Raw genomic sequence first — 20,770 nt, forward strand, 5'->3', positions numbered from 1 at the left:
TAATTGTTATTTTTTTGATTAGACTGCTGTTACTATACAAAGTAATGCTTCTTCTCCATCATAACTTGTAATTTTCTCTGTGATAGTTGCTTGAAATAATCCAGCTGCATTTGCTTTTAACTTTCCTGCTGCTGAAACCATTACTACTCCGCCAACTACATATGTACTAAGAGCAGCTTCTAATGAAGTTGTTACAAACTTAGCACCTAACTGTAATTTACTCATTTTAACGGCAGTACCGATTGCAAGAGTAAAGTCTTTGTCAGCCTTACCAAATTCTATTGGAGTGTCTATGTCACATTGCACGAAATATACATCTCTTAATGCGTCTGTACCTGGAACTGATACTGTTTTGTCTGTGTAGTTTGGGGCTACGAATATACCTCTGCCTAATCCTGCTGCTTTTGCAGTAAAACCACCTTGCGTTGAATATAAACCATTTTTAACTAATCCGTTCATTTAATATGCCTCCTGTTTTATAATATTATTGTTTAATTGTTGTGACTATATTGAGTATTTTTCTCTTAGAGAGCCTGGTTCTGTTCCTGCCAATTTAAGGTTATCAACAATTCTTGATGCCATTTCTACTTTTGATTTAGCTCCTGGTGCTGTAGATGCCATTGCAATTTCTACGATTCTTGAATTAAGTTTTGCTTCATCCAATTTGTCGAGTGCTTCTGCAATTTCAACTTCTGCCATAACTTTATCATTTAGTAACTTAGAATATTTAGCCTTTAATATTAATTTCTTCTCAGCTAATTCTAACTCAGTTTTTGTTGCTATCATTGCCTCATGAGCTACCTTAATGGGCTCAAGTGAAGCAATCAAGGTGTCTTTTTCAATAATAGATGCTGACAGAACAGTAAGCTTTTCTGTTATTGTTACGATCTCTGCACATTTAGCTTTAGTTTCGTCTTTAGCTGCTACGACCTCTTTGTCTTTTTCATCCTCTTTTGCTTTCGCATCTTTCTTTGTTTTGTCAATTTCAACATCTTTCTCTTTAAGTTTTGCGTCCTTTGCTGCAATTTCAACCTCTAATTCTGCTATTGTTGCCATTTCTAATTCCTCCTTATTATTTTTCTTGATATACGTTCTATCAACATCATACGTATCTAAAATCGTAACCTCATTATTTGTTACACTGAATTCAACTTTTATTAAATCTGCTGTACTATAATTTTTAAGAATAACATAATCTACTCCAATATCTTGAGAATCGTACATCCAATAATCGTTATCCATTTTTTCTCTAAGCTGATTAAATAGCTTAGTTTTAACTTGGTTTATGTCTAACTCTGCTAGATTTATTTTAGAGTTTTCAAACATATTCTCAACTGTAAAATTTTCTTTACTTCTTTGCAAGTTTTCACCTCCTCCAATGTTTCCTTCCATAATTTGGGCAACTAATGTTAACGAATGAGCCGATAAGACAGCTGGATTAGTTACACAGGCCATTGCAAAGAGATAGTTAAATTCAGAAACATCTACAAAGGTAGTAGTTCCTTCTTTAGAACATTCTCCTGCTATAATTTCATATGACAATGTAAGATTCCCCGAGTCAAATAAATCTTGTAATACCTCGCAAATATCTGCGAATCTTTTAGGCACGCGTGCCTCCCCAACTAACTCTAGTATTGTTTCATCATCAGCATTCGCTTGAGTTTCAAATGAAATAAAAGATCCTATCATCTGACTTGAGAATACTCCAGTTTTCTGATTATAGGCATGAGTTAGATTGTTTACTTTGCCTTTGGCTAATTTATTAAATTCAGCCATTAGTGGTAAACTAATATACTTCTGTTGATTGTCAGCAACTTCCTGAAGAAATTCTGGTGAATATTGTATATTATTAAGATTCTTAAGAGTGTCTAATAAAATAAATCTTATACTCATAAATATTTCAGAGGAAATTTCTTCTTCGCCGATAGATATTATTCGTTTTGAGTTACATTTAAAAATTTGTGGTTTCTTTGCCATATATTCACCTCCTTTTACTGGGTGCTAGGCTTAGGCTGTTTTCCAGTGGCTGATTTTGATTTGTCTGCCCCTGGCTTATCTGGTGCTCCACCTTTGTCATCTTTGCCAGATTGATTGTTAAATGAAGGCGGAACCACAAATATCTCTTTATCTCCATCAGCCTTTTCTTTAGTCTTACGTTCTTTCTCTTGGTCGTAATCTTGTCCCATACTCTCAATAGCTGTTTTATATGAAACTAAACCTAAAGTAAATAAAGCACTTATTTCTTCTCTCATGGCCTTGTCATCCTGTATTGATACTTTATCAAAGACAAATGAAGGAACCTTTGCTTCTGCTATTCTCCATTCAATAGCTCTTTTCTTCATAATTTTCTTTAAAAACTCTGCAACATTCTTTTGATTAGCAGAAATTTTCTTCTCAGCAACGGATACATTTACTGTTGCACTAGCAAAGTTAGAACTGCTGGAATCCCCAGTTACGATAATTGCAGACAATCCACAACTAGATAGAATTGATGTATTTACTTCATCATATTTTGCTTTATCAAACATGTTTTTAGTATCTACTGTTATCCAATTCGCGTTAACCACATATGAAGTTATAGCTAAGGGGAATCCATTTATCGCATTTTTGAATATTCCTCCAATCTCCTTCATAATATCTGGAGAAGGGGATGGCATAAACTTTTCTGAACCAACTTTTACATGTAAAAATGATTTCATTCCTACAGATAATTGACTATTCTCAAACTCTCCAATAAGATTTTTCTTGGAAAAGGAACGAAGACATGAGGAAATAAATGGAATACAATATTTCTCCCAGCGTGATTTCACCCCTTGAAGAGTAAATGTATTTTCTGGATTTAACTGAATCCACAAGTTTCCATCTTTTATGCCTTGTATAATTTCTTCGGGATAACCCTCGTAAGATTTTAGCAAAGTATCTATAAACCCTTCTTTTGCAATAGTATAATTCCTATTTCCAAACTCTGAAATCTTGTACTCCAGTACGGGTTCACCGCCTAATCCTATGGAGCTAATTCTAATTCTATGTGGTGGAAATACATCAAAATAATTGCCCCTGTCATAAATGTAGCAATTCTCATATAAATTCAGATCATAAAAAATGTCTCTAAGTAAATCGAAAAGCCCGATTGATTCAAAATAATCTTTATATTTCTGTTTTATTTTTTCTGATGCTCCCATAAGCTTCCAACCGGATAATGAGAATGGAGTTAATATCTTTTTTATTGCATTACCATAAATTGGGTCTGCATCAACATAGTAATTACAAAGTTCAAATATTTTATAGATGTTATCTTGCTTATTTTTGAGAATCGCATCAATATTGTAACCTTTAACATCACCATTTGAAGTAAATCTATTTTCATATACAGAAACTGGTTTTCCTACATCTCCTCCTTGATAAGATTTCATATCAAATCCAAGGGAAATATCTTTTGGAGTTTTAGGGGCAGATTGAGAAGCTATTTGCTTTTTCTTTTTCGACATATATTCACCTCCTTATACAGTATTGTTTAGTTGTTAATCAAAGGTCATTGCCATTAAGCTTGTATTTAAAATTTCTTCAATATTCTCAAATTCAAAATATGGAATCCTAACTAATTTAATATCATTCTTCATACAGTAACTGTTTTTTATAGTGTCCCCACGTTTTGTTTTTTTGAATGACTCGACTCCTCCAAAATGCTTTACTGGCTTGTAGTGATGTTCTCCATCATATTCAATCAAACACATTAATTTTAATTTGTTAAATACTGCAAAATCAAAAGGAAGGGGTTTAATATTTCTACAGTCGTCAAGTCTATATTGCTCTAAAAAGATTAAACCATGTTTCTTTAAAATATCACTGATTTTACGCTCCCCTTTGGAACTATTACATATAGGACATCTGCTACCAGTCATAAAATGGTCTACTCTGATGCAATAATCCTCATGTCCGCTTTGACATTTGACCCAAACGTACTTATCAGAATTATTACAAAACAAGAAAGGGTCTAAAGTATTTTTATTAGACCAGTATTTCTTTAAAAAATCATCTCCAAGCAGTTTAATATTCGTATCCGCAAACGATTTTCCACTTTTTAGTTTTGTTAATATAGAATTGGCATGTCCATATAATTTACTTGCACATGGTTTGCAATAATATTTTCCATCTTCATTTATACATCTAGTGTACACTCCCCATTCTAAAGGTTTTGATGTATTGCACTCATCACATTGAACATCTACAACTCCTCTTGATCTCCCCTGTAAATCTTCTACTTTTACTTTGATTTTTGTAGAGCCTCTTTGTATCCTCATAATCCCTCGTCCATCTTTAACCTTTGGAATAATGTAACCCTTCTCCTCATAATATTTCATATTTTTCATACCAATTGAAACTTCCATTTCTTTTGTCAACAACATAATTCATTTCTCCTTTAGATATTAATTTTTGAAATATAAAAAAGCAGCTACTTTATTTGTAACTGCTTGTACTCATTTAAATCTTTAAGAAACTCGTCCGTTTCATTAAAAACATAAACATTGAAATCTTTATTATTTTTTAATTGCTTTGCTAATGCTTGAAGAATATGTCCTTTAGTCATTAAATGACCAGCACAATGATTTCCGAATATTACTTTTTTCTTCATTTAGAAACCTCCTTTAGATATTATGGAACTCAATTCCAAGTCATTGCTATCCCCATACACATACCTTCTGTATTATTATTATATCTCTCTCTATTTTCGTCTTCCAATTCAGATATATATTCCATCGCCATAATAAGAGAAGAATATCTATCTTTGTGTTGAGTAGTTAAAGCTGTGTCGTATATCGTATTTCCACTTGCACTTATCTTAGGAACTATCGTACTACATTCGCTCTGTAGAGCATCAGTCTCTCTATAAATAGAAACTTCCTCTATCAGAATATCTCGAGAAACTTTTGACTTGGATTTTTTACCACTATCCTCATCAAACTCAACAATTTCCTCCTGTTCTCTACTTACACTTGCAGATTGAATAGGCAAATGTAGCGACCTATTCTCGCAATATAGCCTAGTCTTCGTAACTGCCCTATTGTTTAATTTATTATTACCTATAAAACTTCTAACTATTGGGATAGCTGTATTACCAGTATATCCAATATCATCACGTACAAAAGGCTTGTATTCCTCTCCCTCGCTTACATAGGGGAAATTAAGCATACCAACAACGCCTTCTCCAATGGCATTTCCGTCAACAATTACTCTCTCTATATTTGGGAATCTTATACACATTTTTCTAATCTCAATAGCAAGAGCCTCTTGCCCATAGCCATGAAATGTTCTTATGTAGACCAAATACTTATTGAAAGTACCATCTAATTTACCAGAAGAATCGGTTCTTTCAGAAATTTTCGTTATAGTTAAAGCGGCATTATCAGCAGTTTTCGCAGCACTTGTAGCTACGTCTAGTGATAAAATATATCTTGATTTAGAACCTTTTGGTTGAAATAATTCAACTCCATCAAAATCCCTACAGGGTTCAGTTAAGTCATATGGTAAAAAACTTCCATTTTCTGAACCTATAAATTTTGACCCCCATTCCATTTCGAATGATGACAGAACCATGCCATTTTTATAAGTCTCAATCTCTTCTTCAGTTTTTACCCCATTCCTTACGGCTACTTTGTAACTTAGAGCACTAGCAAATTGAGTCGTGTCTCCTTTTTTCATAGCAGTTAACGTGTCCTTAAACCTTAGAAAAAAATCACAAGACTTTAGATAGGCTGAACTCGTTTCAAATAATTTAGATTCAAAATCCTCAAATCCTTCGTCTCTTTTAGCCCACCATATATCTCTTTTAAAACTAAGAATGGGTACTAGAACGTCTTTTATAACCTCTGATTTAACCCATGCTGATTCATCAATCAAAATTACTTTTTTTCTAAGTCCTCTTAGGTTACTGCCATCTGTATTCATAGCCAAAGCTTCTATTGTAGAACCATTTTTAAACTCTACAAATCCACCATCTTTAGTTATACGAACAGGAGATTTTAGTTCTCTTTGAAAATTAGGATACAGAGCTGCTAAAGTCTTTATGTACTTGAGAGTAAGACAGGCTTGCTTGACAGTTTTCGAAACAACAAGAATAGGTGTTTCTGAATAAAGTATTGCAATAGAAGGAAGTATCAGTCCCATCTTCCAAGTCTTTCCTAATGACCTTGCCTCGATGTCTTTTACATTTGTTGAATTGCCACAATTCCTCGCAATTATCTGTTGATAGTCAAAAAGTTCAAGTTTTCTTTCCTCATATGGGAAATAGTCATGGATAAAAATATCTAAATGACTTCTCCAAAATAAAATCTGTTTTTCCCATTCTTCTGCATTGTCTATTCCATTTTTTCTTACAACTTTATGACTGTCTGGATTACCAAGGTCTAATTGAGTACCTGATTGGCTTGCTTGTTTTTTATGAGAATAATTGGGATTGGTAGCCATTAAAATTCACCACCAACACTCGTTATAGTCCATCTAAAATCTTCACTAATTTTGTCAACATCGTCTTTTTCAAAATTGATTTTCTTCTGAAGAAATCCCGTTTGTTCGAGTTGCGCAACTATTTCGCTTAGTGATCCAAGACCAGCAACATCATTAGTCGAACGTGTCTTTTCGCTCAGCTTCGCACTCTGAGATAGTTTATCAAACGTTGCAGTAGCCTTATCGTACTTTTTCTCCGCTCCAGGTACATCGTTAAGCATTTCATTGCTTGCTTCATCAACAGACAGACTAGCCTTTGCTATTTTTCGACAATAGTCCTTATGGTTTCGAGTTTTTACAACAAAATCACCAATAGTATCTTCATAATAAGCATCTAACCAATCTATTTGGCTTTTTGTATATGAACCTCGCCAATCTTGTGAATATATTTTCTTTTCGTTAATTTCTTTGGAGTCGATATTTTCTTCATTTTCATTATCTTCTGCTTCTTCCTCTACAAAAGTTAAATATCCTTCCTCAGGAACATATTGATAATATTGCGAATTTCCCATCCTTGAGAAATACATATTAATTATCTTTCTATTTAAGAAAACTTCTCTTTTTTCTTCAGAAAGAGAGTTGTATTCAATATCATGTTCATATTTTGTTTGTATAGATTTAGAAACTTCTTCATAAAGATCTTGACTAAACAGACGATTATTTATACTACAAAACAGCTTCAATCCAGTAATATCAACCGCGGTCTTTTTATCACATTCTTTACATGCCATATTTAATCCGTATCCTGGTTTATTATCTCTATGAGTATAAAAATTACTTGCTTTTTTAGTTTTGTGGCAAATAATACATTCCTTCGATGTAATCAAATTTCCTCACTTCCTTTCTTAGAACAAAGAGAAGCCATATTTAAATAGCTTCTTCTTATAATATTATTGTTTAATTGAAGACCACATCATGAATAAATATTCTTTTACCATCTTCATATACAAATAACTTCTGACCTGCTTTCGATGTAGCATATAAATTCTTAGCGTAAGAATCTACACCTGAGAAACTGCGACCTACAAACACTTCTACAGAATGAATTTCATCTGCCGTAGAATGATGAATATGACCACTATGAATTTCCATAGGCTTATCTATCATCATCGTTAAATCTTGAGCTATCTTAGATAATTTTCCTTTGTCGCCATGTGTCTCAAATATTTTAACTCCTGCAATATTTTTAACAATAATTCCTTCATCATAAGTATTATCTTCAAAAATAACATTAGGTATATTTTTAAGCATAAGTTTTAAAGCAAAGTTAATTAGATATTCAAAATTCTCAGAGTCAATAGATTCAGAGCGTTGTGGTATCATACGTCCATGATTTCCAACTACATCAGTATAAATAACTTTATCAAATACCAATGAAAATTCAGTTAGCATCTTCCCCATTAATCTAGTGGCCAATTTAACCTGCTCTACTACGTCTATTTCGGATTCTAACCTTAAAGAAACGTGGATGAGACCATTAATCATATCCCCAAGAGAACTTACATGAAGTATGTTTACTCCAGTTTCAGCACAAAATTCAATAGTCTCTTTAGTTAATGCATCAAATCTTCTTTCAGCTTCTTGAACTGAATACTGATTGAAATAATTATCTGTTTTAATACCCAAATGAGCATCCATAACATCTAATAATCCTTCTCTAATTTTCGGTCTTCTAATTATATCTATAGAATATTTAACAGGCTCAATTCTAATATCATTTATTGATTTAGAGATCTTCTCAAATAAATAATCTTGTTTTCTATACTTACTTAGCTCAACTTCCATTTGTTTAATTTCTTCTTGCTGCAGTTTTAGGAAATACTTTTCTTTCCTGCGTTCCAAAGTTTCTGCTACTAAATCCCCTAATTTCTCCTCTTGAATATCTTCATCAAGATAGGGGACATCTGAGTGACAAATTGATAGACCTTGTTTAAGCAGCATAAAATCTCTTCTAGCAATATCCAATTTCCTACATAATTCATTAACTGTTAAAGGAGTTTTATCACAATATACCTCTTTTATTTTCTTAACCTTTTCCTTGTCAATTACGATACTTCGCTTTCTATTGTATATGTGAAATTTATCGCCCATATCTACTACTTGAGTTCTATCTTCTTCATCAGTAAGATAAACTATGTTCTCCTGTTGAGGATTTGAAATACAAGATATTGCTTCAACTATATCTTGAGCACTCTGGCCTTCTTCTTGACCTTTAGCTAGAATATCTCTCCAGTTGTAGAGTCTTTTACGAGCCTCTGAGGAACTTAACTTTTCTCCAAAGACCAATTCATAAATTTCAATTTTATCTATGTCAATCTGCTTACTTTCTTTTAATTCCAATAACCTATTTAAATAAATTAGGAAATGTTCACCTTCTAACCTATCTACTAAATTTATCTCTCCCATTATTTTCTCCTCCACTCCTTATAGTAAATAAGAAGATAGAGGAGGAGGTCTTCACGACAGGCTCAGTATCTTCTAATGATTAAACTAATTCTTTATCTGAAATTTTAAAACTAAACGTTACTTCTTTCCCAATTAGCTCTGTTATTTCTTGAAGAGTTATTTTTGAATCTCCAGCTTTAGGGTCTCTAAATAAAAAACCATCAGACGTAACCTCGATTAGCTTACCTACACCTTTGATGTCATAACCATTTGATTTTGTTCTTGAAACTGCCATTAATAATTCCTCCTTCAATCCTTTATTTATAATATTATTGTTCTATTGTTATTAAAAAAATATATGTGGTATGAGACAGGACTAAGCCTGTCCACATTAACCACCTCTGTATTATCTAAGCCCATTTAAAAGTCGGAGCTCTAAGACTTATAACATTATTGTTTAATTGTATTATAAAAAATAAATTTTATAATACTACCATATACAAGGTTTTAGCTCAACCGACGGGGCATTGGTATCACTGGCTTTAACCGGTGTTTGAAAATAAAAAGCCACTAATTCATGTCTTTTCTTATAATTTTTTGGTAATTACCTCCAAATATTTCATAGTCACACTCATCATTAATTTTTATTAAAACTTCATCCATGTCCATATTATCCTTTTTAAAACATTTTAGAAGTTGAAGCTTTTTAGAAGAATATAGTAGATTTAGTGTAAGCATTCCGTATTTTTTGAAGTCTAAACCGCTTTTGTCTCCAAAACATTGTTTTAATATATATAACATCGTATAGTCATTAGGCTTTAAATCTTTTAATAATTTAATAGCTTCATGTTTTGATTTTTTTTCAACAGTTTTTTTAGCCTTATCGTTTAGTTTACATGTCTTTATTCTGAGTCCATTGATCTTTTTACCACAACATTCTATTATTTTATAAATAGCATCAACACTTGAATAGCTACATTTACCTTCTACCTCTTTGAGTTTCACTAATAAATCAATAAACTCTAGGTGTTTTTCTCCTTTAACTCTCTTAGCTCCTTTAAATACTATAACATCCTGGAGTATATCTAAGGGCGTATTGAACTTCTCAAATATTCTATAATCATTGCATTCTGAAACCATACTAAAGAAATTTGGTACTATCATTTTGCTAGCAGTCTCATCATATTTATCTTTCTCTTCCTTATATCTTATATATGGTATCTGCCTTATCCTATTGAGTTCTTTGCTCATACTTATATTGTCAAATACTTTTTTACTCTTATCTATCTCTATTTGACTCATACTAGATAATCTACTACTTGCTTGGTATAACTCGTTTATTGTATCTTCGGATTCCCCTTTTGAAATAGCATCATTTAGATAAGAATTGATTATCTGGGACGTGTTTACTATTCTACCTATATAATTATTACTTAATATAACATCTAGTTTCTGTAGCTCTATCATATTATTTTTTCTTGGCTTGGAACTACCTTTAACTTTATTAATTGGCGTTGCAAAATTCTTTTCACAATACTTGGCCTTTTCAACTAAGATAGGGTGGGGGATAACTAAATTTGTATCACTATCAGTATCTTCTCCCTGGAGACGATCGGGCATATCGTTGTCAAAAAAATTCACGGCCATGATATTATCAGTAAAGTTAAACCACTTATATTCATCGTGATTTACATTTTTAGAACACATAACATTACCAGCATTTATATGGGGGTTACGTGACACGCAAAATTCTTGTCCTTCATTATAATACTGACACCAGACTTCTCTGCCGTTCATTATAGATTTATCTTTATACTGCCCTATACAAGCCAGTAGCATCTCATATGGATTAGATACTATAGTCACGTACTTTGTATCCTTGAGCCTTATCTTACCCTCTTTTAAATGACTAATATAGTTAGATATCAAGTCACTCTTAAGCTTTTTGAAGGTCTTAGTATACTGGATATCAGAGTTTACTAATAATAAGGCATTCATAAGCTCTGTATTTTCGTATAAACTAACATCATCTTTGTCCATATTTTTTTCGAGTTTTAAACTTAATTTTGCATCGCAGCCTAAGTAATTCCTGAACACGGCAAAATCATTTTTTAATAGCATAACGTAATCTCTTTCCAATTTTGTTATAACTACTAGTTCATCATAAGTTAAATTAGGAATACTATTTAAAAGCTGATAAGTAGTCCTATTATAGTTTCCATAGTTGCCTTCCTTGTCGCATTTTACTACTCCGAAGATATTGTCTATATTCTCTTTCCAATATTCAAAACACTCTTTGTCAGTGCTTTTGCCAATTTTATAAGCAAATTTTAGTATTTTCAGAGAGTTAGGAGTTGTTATTAGCTTAATCTTACTTGAATCATAATCATTCCCATACATATCTTTTATAGTCGTTATTCCATTTTCAATAAACCATTCCTGTAATTTAGTATTAAAACCGCAACATTTTAGAAAATCAGTCCTTAATAGCATAAATCCTTTATCGGCCTTATCATATTTTTTAAAGAGTGATTCATCGAGTAATCCTTGGCCATCTGTTAAACAGTTCTGAATATCTACTATCTCATTATTAGTAGTTATTACTTTCTCTTCTTCTTTTGTCACACTTGCCAAACTTTTAAATTTCTCTCCATATATATCTTCTATTATTAATATTTCAGTTTTAGGATCTAATTCAATTGTAAAATCTATTCCAGAAGATATTAGTGATTCATAGGCAAGCAGAGAAGTTAAGTCTAGCAGTTCATCAATCTCAAATTTTAAACCTAGTCTGCTCCTATTTATTAATGTCTCTTTCATATCTTCCTGTATATATAAGGCAAACCCATTTTTAGCTTTTCCGGCTCCTCTCTTATAAAATATATAGCGAAAGCCGTCCATTATAAATCCTTTCTCATAGATATATTTCCTTATTTTCTTTTTGCTTGCCGCTATCCTTCTTTTTCCTTTTCTCTTATTGCCATTTTTATCTTCCCATTCTTCATTTTCGTCCCATGTGGTATAGTTTTTATCAAAAGTTAAATTTATTATTTTCTTAGTATATTGCTTATTATTTACAGTATAAAAACTATCTGGGAATATATTACTTATCCTTATTGATTCTAAGCTGTAGGGAATAGTGGCTGAAAATAATTTAGCCAAATCCCTATTCTTAGAAGTTGTTTCTTTGTCTTCCATTATATCTTTATAGATATAACAAGATTCTAAGTTCATAATATAAGCATTTTCCTTTTTCATAGTTATTCCTCCTATCCCTTGATTTAATCAGCTAAGTCTGGGTCACATTCTATCATGGCTTCCAAGATACAATCATCTATTCCGCAAATTGTATCTTCTATGTGGATTAATAATTCGTCATGCTCCGTATATGTTAATTCTCCATTAATTTTCAATGATTCAAGCTCCAATAAAAAAGTTTGCTTATCTCCTTCAAAATATAGATGTAACTCTTCATTTTCAATTCGATTATATAATTCTTCAACTAATTTGCTGCTCAATAAAATCACTCCTTATAACATTATTGTTATATTGTTAACCAAATAACTTTTTCTCCAGCTCCATCAATCTTTCTTTACTTATATGAAAACTACCATTATCAATATAATTACCTTCTCTTTTCAGCCTATCAATCTCACTATGACAAGGGCACCCTAGCTCTACGTTCCCCAAATTAGTGGCTTCTCTACCTTCTGCTTTTGAAGGTCTGTTGCATGTCATAATATCGCTCTTAAAACTTCCTCTTCTGTAATTGCAATTTCCACAATTTTTAACGTTCTTCATTTTCGTTAACCTCGATTTCGCTTATCTCTAAGAGATTCGTCATTTTAGATATCTCAGTCTTGAGTTCTGCTAATTTTTCGATTATTACTTTTAAGTCATCATTATCTAAAACAATCTGATCACATATAGCATTTAAGGCATTTTTAAGCTTTGTATAATAGCCAATGTCTTCAAATGACTCTTTGCCTATATTCTCAGGCTTTGTCATCCTACCCGCCTGTACTATCTTTTTCTTCTGAACGATAAACTGTCTATCGTCTGTTTCTATTTGAAAGTTACCATTTCCTAGTTGAATTTTCATATTAATAATTCCTCCTCTTGATTTTTGGTATCCTGTACCTTTGATACAGTGATTTTAACTTGTCCAATACAATTACACCTAAAAACTCTTTACGTTGCTCTGAGGGGTTCATATGGCTCTCGAAACAACATCATATACATAACGGTATTGTTTAATTGACAAGGACTACAGAAAATATTTATTTATTGAAGTATTGATCTACAAAGACATTTCCAGTTGATATTTGTGAAATGTAAAGCTTTTGGATACTTCTTGTTACGGCTACATAAAATAATCTGGCCTCTTCTTCTACAGAACTTGCTCGTTCATGTGGGAAATCTCCCGTTTTTACACCCACAAGAAATACTGTATGAAATTCTAGTCCCTTCACTCGATGGATGCTCATTAACCTAACTCCCTCAGCTTTCTTTTTCTTTGGAGCATTATCAGCATTGGCATATTCTAAAAATCCTTTTAAAGTATTTCCTTTTACAAAAGACTTAAGAACCTCTATTGAAGCAATTCTTTCCTTTTGCTCGTCATAGTTAGGGTACTTTTCTTTAATAAATTTTTCCATGCCAAATATTTTAACAACATTATCTATTAATTTTTCAACTGCAATTCCTTTATCTTTCTGCATAACTAGTCTTGTGATATTGTTATGAAATTCAGTTATACCTCTTTGCTGCCAAACATTAGGTAGTTTTAAGTCAATAAATGTTTCATACATAGATTTATCATTTTTACCGGCCTGTTTCCTTACATCTTCTAATACAGAACCTGCCATGAATTTCAACGGTTCATTCCGAAGTGAGAATACATCTATAAAGGCTCCATCGGTGTGAACGTTATCTACAAGCTGTAAATACCCAAGCAGTCCTTTAATCTCTTTTCGTTTAAAAAACGACGAATCATTAGAAATATCATAAGGAATTTTTCGCTTACGTAATTCTGCTTCGAGAAACTCACTATTTTTGTTGAGCCTATAAATTATACTAATGTCGTTAGGGTCTCTACCGTCAGCAATCATCTTCTCAATTTTATCAGCCACTTTTAAAGATTCTTCCTGTGAGTTCTGATTAGATATTAACCCTATGATTCCATTCTCTTGATTGTTTGCTATACTGTCAGCATAATGAGAATAGTTTTTAAAGTAGGGCTTAATGAAATTGTTACTTTTCTCTACAATATTCTTGCAAGACCTATAATTTGTATCAAGATTTAGTACCTTTGCCCCTGAGAACTCTTTATCAAAATTCAGAAAAAAACTAGGATTAGATCCTCTGAACCCATAAATCGACTGTCTAGCATCTCCAATTACCATTAAGTTCTTATCAGATATTAACTTTAGCATCTGAATATTTAAGTCGTTAGAATCTTGTACCTCATCAGCAATAACAAATTTATACTTTATAGGATGCTTCCTTAATTCTTTTAAAGCTAGTAATATCCAGTCTTCAAAGTCATAAGCACATTCCTTGTTTTTTTCTTTTTCATATTCTTTAAAAAACACTCTTAGTTGTTGATCTTCATAGTCGGAGTCTTTATATACAAACTCATCCTCGAATGTTCTACCGTGGTTCTTTTGGAAACCTATCCATGACAAAATTGATTCTGTATCAGCATCTTTAGCTATTTTCTTAAAGCAATTGTCAACTTTCCATAAAGGTAAAGTTTTAGATACACTAATCCCTGAATTACTCAAAATCATTGCCGAAAGTGAGTGAAAAGTGTGGACTGGAATAAAAGATAAACCCAATCCACTTAGTTTTTTCTTTAAACTATCCACCGCTGCTCTAGTAAAACTAATAACTATAATGTCTCTTTCACTTTCACCTAGATTCCTTACTAGATAATTAATATGTTCTACTAGTGAACTAGTTTTGCCAGACCCGGCCGCTGCAGATGCACAAATATACCCTTCATTTGATTTTATAATTGATTTTTGTTGCTCATTAAATTCCATTAATAAATTCCTCCTTTATAATGTTATTATTCTATTGTTGTTAATATGTCTATATTACAATAGTATTGTTCTATTGTCAATTAAAAGTTTCTTAATTGTGATTTAATTGAATTAGCTGTAAAATATTTATGACAATCAAATTTGTTCTTTGCCCAAGGTACGTATTTTTTCTGATTCTCCGTAGCGTTGTCAAATTTCCATCCAGCATCCTTATAAGCAAAGCTCTTGGGATTTTTTATACTCTCTTCTGTGGCTTTTATGGCATCTATAATATTTTCAAAAGCATCTACAAACTCTACACTTTTATTACCTTTTTCTGTGACAACCTTATAGATTAAAAATTCACCGTCTCCAGATTCAATCGCTAGGTGATGATCTGATGATTCTGATACCGCGTAAATACTGGGTGTACACCTAAACCAATCATAAGAAACCTCAGCAAAGGCCAACTTCATTTCCTTGTTAAATAATTTAATTTGTTTTGCAATTATTTCTAAATTTTCTATTCTCTCTAATTCTACCTTTTCTCTTTCTACTCTAACTGCCTCAGCCTCATTCTTTTTATCCTCTAATGCTTCAGATAATTTCTGACCATTCTTGAAGTTAACATCAAACATATTATCCATGTCCATAATGTCATGCGATGAACTTGCATCTTTGAAATCTATAAGCAGACCATCTTCTTTTCCTTCTGATAATCTCAACATTCTTCCTAATATTTGACAAAATAGAATTTTACTCTTAGTTGGCCTCGCTAGAATAATTGCATCCAATGGAGGAAAGTCATATCCTGTAGTGAGAATAGCAACATTGCATAATACTTTTATAACTCCAGTCTCAAACTTATTTATAATATTTGTTCTTTCTTCCCTAGATAGTGTGGAATCTATACTACCACAACTTATTCCATTTCTTTGAAACTCTGCAGCTAAATTGACACTATGCTCAATACCTGCACAGTAAACAACTGTATATTTTCTATCAATTGCAATTTTCTTATAGGCCTTTACAATTAAATCATTTCTTTCTGAGTTATCTACACATAATTCTAGCTGACGCTGATTAAATTCACCAGCAACAGTTTTAACTCCAGCAAGACTTGTTTTAGTAGAAACTTGGATAACCTTTGGTTCACACAAATATTTTTCTTCAATCATTGTTAGAATATCTCTAGTATAAATTCTATTGCTAAAAACAGAGGACAAATCTTTACTCCAGGGTGTTGCTGTGAATGCAATTACTTTTGCCTTAGAACAATCCATCTGAGAGAGTATCTTATCAATTTGACCAGTTGCATTATGAACCTCATCTATAATAATCTTAGTGAAATTCCCATGTTCTAGCATTCTTTCTATCCTCGTAGACTTCTTATGTGAAAGGGATTGTCTAGTAGCAATGCAAATTTTATTGGATACTTCATTTACATTTGCTTGAATCAATCCTATATCTAACGTAGGATCTAAATTTAGCAGTTTATCTCGAGCCTGGCATTTTAATTCATCACTAGGAACTATTATTAATGAACGACCTTCATTATTTGCTACTACATTAGAAAAAATTTGAGTTTTGCCTGAAGCAGTAGGGAGTACAACTAATCCTCTTTCTCCTAATGGGAGTTTATTAATTGCATCTACACATTCTAATTGATATGGTCTGAGTGTAATTTTCATATTTTTATATACCTTCTTTCCTATAATATTATTGTTTAATTGTTACTGTAACATACCCCTCTTGGGTATGTCTGCAAACCGTTGATTCATGCCCCACACTATTTTTATGCAAAAACTGAATAAAAATCGTGAGTGGTCGATAAGAAATTTGTTCAAAAACTGAATAAAAATAGTGTACCTTTTAGATAGATATACTTATAATAATTAGATATACTTAATATTTAGGTTCCTCCGAACCTGCATATGGAATTAAATGGAAATAGTATAATCAATATAATATACTTAATTTTTAAATATGACACTATACTGATTAGGAACATAAGTCTTCTGAGGATTACCATAGTCATCATATCCAGTGATGATATTTTTGCTATTTATAACCTTGATAAGTTTGAGCTTCTTAATCTCTATAACATATAAACTAACAGTGTTCTTATGAATACCTAAAAACTGAGATATTCTATCTTCAGATATTGAAGTAAATCCCAGTGACCCAGTACCACCAAAATCTCTATTGTGCATTTTTGTAAGTAGACATAGAATAATCCATCCAGTAGGGGAGAGGTGTCTATAATAATCTAAGTATATTGATTGAGGTATTTTTTCAAATCCTCCCTTGAGATTATAGTACAGAGTTAAGTCAATTGTTAATCTATCTTTTTTAACAATAGTAGATAAATCTTTGCTGCATGTTAGTAAGTTGCTCTGTTGAAGTTTTGGTAGATATTTTTTTACTGTAAGTTTACTTATTGAAAGTGTAGATATAATATCTTGAAGATCTATTGTAGTTTTGTGTTCTCCTCTTGATTTATAAACTAAGTAGGTGAGAATTGAATATCCAATAGTTCCTATAGAATGTATTAGTGAAGTTGTTGGGTCTTTGTTATTTCCAAACAGACCATTTTTCATTTGGATAAAATTCTTACTAATTATTGGAATGGATGAAGCAGGTGAATCATTAAACATTACTTTCTCCTTTCTGAAAATAAAAATAATTTAAAGTTGATTTTTACAAAAACATCTCCTTGCGTAATGTTATTGTTTAATTGTTATATTTATAGTATATATAATTCTTACTCAAATGACAACCTTTTTATTCAATTTCTAAATAAATTTATTGATAATAGGAATTGCTTAATTTTTAGAGGTACTGTTATAGGCAGTAGATATTAATAATTTTCAATGTTTAATAACCCCTCCCATGTGGACATTGTTTTGATTGTCTGTAGTAACCAGAGAGGGCGTTTAGGGCTAAGGATTAATATTTGCTAGTGTGAAAATTACAGTTGCTTGTAGGAACTATTAGACAAGGAGAAATATAATATAGTGTTTTAGGTGTTTTTGAGATTGTATGAGTATTGCAGAGTATTAGGTTAGATTGGATGAAAAGTGATAATAAGTGTATGAGAATGATTGAATATAGATAAGATCAGTTGATAGTTATTTGTTAAGCTTATAGAAATAGTGTAGCTTAATTTTATAGCTGAGTAGGGGATAGTATAGAGGAAAAGTTTTCAGATAGATTAGTACCCCGGGGAGTATGTTTTTGATAGTGTAATAGAGTCATAGAGATGTTGTTTGGTGTTTTATGTGTAATTAGTGAGGAATAGAGTAAAGTGGTTCACGACCGTTACGGGACGATGTGAAAATATTACGGGAAGTGAAACCGGCTAAAGTGAGTTTTTAGGTAAAATATGAGGTAAAATAGAAATGTCCCGTGTGAAGTGTTGATTTGTGTAGGGTTGCCCGTGATTATTTTTAAGGAGGAAAGTCGATTTTTTGACTGAGTGCTGGAGTGAAACAGGGGGCCAAATTCCGAGGAGGCTATGAAAAGGTTGAAACGTAATATACGCCCCATGCTGCAATCCTTGTAATTTAATCAGCCAATAGTCTCATTTGTCAGGTTTTTGTGTGTTTTAGTGATATTTTGAAGGTACTGCAAGTCGTTGATACGTCTATATTTGAAGGTTATTGAATAAAAACATGCTATTAAATGTATATTTAGTTGTATGTTTACAGGAAATAGGGTATATTTGTATCATATAGTTATCATAACTAGGTGTAGATTTATTTTTGATGTTTTGAAGTGGATATATTCAGTTTACTAGTGTATTAGTTTAATAGTACACTAGCGAACTATAAAAGACTGTTTTTACAGATTTGAACTACCTAAATAAACACGAACAATAAACTAATTTAAATAAATAACGTTCGTGTTTTACATTTTCCATAAATTACACTCCTTTGTAAACAAAATAATACTACACAGGTTTACAATATAATAATCAGGAACACCATGTTACTAATAATAAAACACGAACAATGACAAGTAATACACTATTAATGTTCGTGTTATCAAATGCAGTAACAACTATATAATCATTCGACAAACAAATAATCTCAATATCTCACATAACCATTATAAACATACATAATCAAATCTATTACACTCTCAAAACTCATTTAAACGCTCTATAAACCACTTTACAATTAAACAGTACTGTTATACCTAATTTCTCCTAACGTTCCATTCTACTTTATTCGACAAAACATACTAACTATAATACACCCAACATGTATTTTATATCCTTAGTATCTTTTATATACTATGAAATTGATCCTACATACCTATAACAACTATAAATATAACAAACACCCAACAATAACTAATAACCCAATATAATATATTAACCTGTTATTTACCTTGATTCTATTCCTATTAATGGACTATATTTATAGCTATTACTTAGCTAACACTATTATATAATGTAACAAAATAGCATAACCATATCTATTAGCATACTGGAGTAAACAGGACTACACACAATGACTAATATATAACTACTATTATAATATCTACACTAATAAATCCTAATATCTAAAATATCACACCATCTCACGTTCATTCTAACGCATTGTAACCATGTAACCCTAATACTATTACCTAACAAACATAACATGGCTCTCTATTGCTTCATTTTAGCCATAATAACCCTTAACCCTGTTACGCTAACTAACTAATAAACAATAACATTAACAATGAAACAATAATGAAATACATAGGAAATAGTAGCAAATCAAAGTATTAACACTTTAATCTATTCTAACAACCTTATACAACCTTAAATAACATATTGACAATAAAACAATACTGTAGTATTATTAATTTATCGGCAAGGGACACACACTTGATACACTACATTAAATACTTGCTTAACCTAGTAGTTAGGGACTAACTACACAAATTGTACATTGACAATTGAATAAATCTTTTTAATGATAGGCGATATAGTAGGTTGGAGCACTGAAAACAAATACTATATGTCGCATACCTTGAAGCCATTATGTGCAAAATAGGGAACAAATTAAAAAGTATAATGAGCAACAAATAACATTATAAATGGACGATACCATTTAAAAAACAGTAATAGTTACTGTCCAATTTAATATAACAGGTAACTAAAAACAGTTTAAAAATCTGTAGTAATTCAATTATCATAATTGGATGTATTAAAATACTCTTGACTTACCTTTATTGATAGCTAGAGATATTTTAGTATTAGACTAAAATTTAAAACTAAACAAATAAATGCTTTAAAACATAAATGACAAACATAAAAAAATCACACTCCATACTATCATAAAGTGGAGATGTATTACAACGACTTAAACAATTAAACAGTACCATAACAATAAAAACTAATAGCATTAAAAAAATAATAACTGTATTCGTACACTTATTAAAAACAATGCAATAGCAATATAAAACCATTGCAAATAGATAAAGAAACACTAGAATCTTATATTTGTGAAATGCTCGCAGAATAGCAAATTAAGTATAAAATTTACTGTTATTTTTATAAAATATTTGTAACTGGTTTTATATAATTGTTTAATAACTTATGTAAATTAGTTAACATAATAGTTTGCATACGTTATTAAATAATTTAAAAAGGTGGTTATAAAAATGAAGAGTTTTGATGAATTAGTGAAAAAAGGGTTTAAAAATGGTTTTTTAACAAGTAAAGAAGTTAGCGAAATTGATTTTAATAACGATAAAAACGTAAATGATTATTTTGAGGCATTGGACGAATTAATAAATAAAGGCATACAAATTAATTTTTCTAATGGCGAAATAATGCGATAGGAGGTACTAAAAATGAT

Annotated in this window: 17 protein-coding genes; 1 reads left to right on the forward strand and 16 read right to left on the reverse strand. The window is 31.3% G+C overall.

The genetic code is table 11. From position 1 onward, the window contains the following. Positions 1 to 18: 18 nt before the first annotated feature. From G9F71_RS08310 to G9F71_RS08385, 16 genes are all read right to left on the reverse strand, one after another. A complete protein-coding gene (locus tag G9F71_RS08310) occupies positions 19 to 459 on the reverse strand; it encodes a hypothetical protein (protein ID WP_164948786.1) in 441 nt (146 codons plus the stop codon). Between the two features lie 45 nt (positions 460 to 504). Next, a complete protein-coding gene (locus G9F71_RS08315) occupies positions 505 to 1,977 on the reverse strand; it encodes a hypothetical protein (RefSeq protein WP_164948787.1) in 1,473 nt (490 codons plus the stop codon). A 14-nt stretch (positions 1,978 to 1,991) separates the two neighbouring features. Beyond that, complete coding sequence (locus G9F71_RS08320) at positions 1,992 to 3,488, reverse strand: hypothetical protein (protein WP_164948788.1); 1,497 nt, start codon at positions 3,486 to 3,488, stop codon at positions 1,992 to 1,994. Between the two features lie 33 nt (positions 3,489 to 3,521). Further along, positions 3,522 to 4,406 carry a zinc-ribbon domain-containing protein gene (locus G9F71_RS08325; protein ID WP_164948789.1) on the reverse strand — a complete coding sequence of 295 codons (885 nt, stop codon included), beginning with the start codon at positions 4,404 to 4,406 and terminating at the stop codon, positions 3,522 to 3,524. A gap of 47 nt (positions 4,407 to 4,453) precedes the next feature. After that, positions 4,454 to 4,633 (reverse strand): hypothetical protein, encoded by a 180-nt coding sequence (locus tag G9F71_RS08330; RefSeq protein WP_164948790.1) that lies wholly within the window; start codon positions 4,631 to 4,633, stop codon positions 4,454 to 4,456. Between the two features lie 29 nt (positions 4,634 to 4,662). Beyond that, a complete protein-coding gene (locus G9F71_RS08335) occupies positions 4,663 to 6,465 on the reverse strand; it encodes a terminase large subunit domain-containing protein (RefSeq protein WP_164948791.1) in 1,803 nt (600 codons plus the stop codon). Continuing rightward, the gene (locus G9F71_RS08340; RefSeq protein ID WP_164948792.1) at positions 6,465 to 7,331 is read right to left on the reverse strand and encodes a hypothetical protein; all 867 of its coding nucleotides are present in this window, start codon (positions 7,329 to 7,331) and stop codon (positions 6,465 to 6,467) included. Before G9F71_RS08340 ends, G9F71_RS08335 begins: the two co-directional genes overlap by 1 nt. 70 nt (positions 7,332 to 7,401) lie before the next feature. After that, positions 7,402 to 8,910, reverse strand: coding sequence for a hypothetical protein (locus G9F71_RS08345; RefSeq protein ID WP_164948793.1), 1,509 nt, complete (start codon positions 8,908 to 8,910; stop codon positions 7,402 to 7,404). A gap of 79 nt (positions 8,911 to 8,989) precedes the next feature. Then, complete coding sequence (locus G9F71_RS08350) at positions 8,990 to 9,184, reverse strand: hypothetical protein (protein WP_164948794.1); 195 nt, start codon at positions 9,182 to 9,184, stop codon at positions 8,990 to 8,992. 275 nt (positions 9,185 to 9,459) lie between these two features. After that, a complete protein-coding gene (locus tag G9F71_RS08355; protein ID WP_164948795.1) occupies positions 9,460 to 12,147 on the reverse strand; it encodes an RNA dependent RNA polymerase in 2,688 nt (895 codons plus the stop codon). 23 nt (positions 12,148 to 12,170) lie between these two features. Then, entirely contained in the window at positions 12,171 to 12,407 is a 237-nt protein-coding gene (locus tag G9F71_RS08360; protein WP_164948796.1) for a hypothetical protein, read from the reverse strand. Between the two features lie 34 nt (positions 12,408 to 12,441). Beyond that, entirely contained in the window at positions 12,442 to 12,690 is a 249-nt protein-coding gene (locus tag G9F71_RS08365; protein WP_164948797.1) for a hypothetical protein, read from the reverse strand. Then, a complete protein-coding gene (locus tag G9F71_RS08370; RefSeq protein WP_164948798.1) occupies positions 12,677 to 12,991 on the reverse strand; it encodes a hypothetical protein in 315 nt (104 codons plus the stop codon). Before G9F71_RS08370 ends, G9F71_RS08365 begins: the two co-directional genes overlap by 14 nt. Positions 12,992 to 13,169: 178 nt before the next feature. Continuing rightward, on the reverse strand, positions 13,170 to 14,936 hold the full coding sequence (locus G9F71_RS08375; protein ID WP_164948799.1) for an ATP-dependent helicase: 1,767 nt from the start codon (positions 14,934 to 14,936) through the stop codon (positions 13,170 to 13,172). An 80-nt stretch (positions 14,937 to 15,016) separates the two neighbouring features. Next, positions 15,017 to 16,606, reverse strand: coding sequence for a DEAD/DEAH box helicase (locus G9F71_RS08380; RefSeq protein WP_164948800.1), 1,590 nt, complete (start codon positions 16,604 to 16,606; stop codon positions 15,017 to 15,019). Positions 16,607 to 16,888: 282 nt separating this feature from the next. After that, positions 16,889 to 17,572, reverse strand: coding sequence for a hypothetical protein (locus tag G9F71_RS08385; protein ID WP_164948801.1), 684 nt, complete (start codon positions 17,570 to 17,572; stop codon positions 16,889 to 16,891). 3,001 nt (positions 17,573 to 20,573) lie between these two features. On the opposite strand from G9F71_RS08385, the gene G9F71_RS08390 reads away from it, so the two are divergent. Continuing rightward, the gene (locus tag G9F71_RS08390) at positions 20,574 to 20,753 is read left to right on the forward strand and encodes a hypothetical protein (RefSeq protein ID WP_164948802.1); all 180 of its coding nucleotides are present in this window, start codon (positions 20,574 to 20,576) and stop codon (positions 20,751 to 20,753) included. Positions 20,754 to 20,770: the final 17 nt, after the last annotated feature.

The organism is Clostridium sp. FP2 (assembly GCF_011065955.2).
GTDB lineage: Bacteria > Bacillota > Clostridia > Clostridiales > Clostridiaceae > Clostridium_AD > Clostridium_AD tagluense.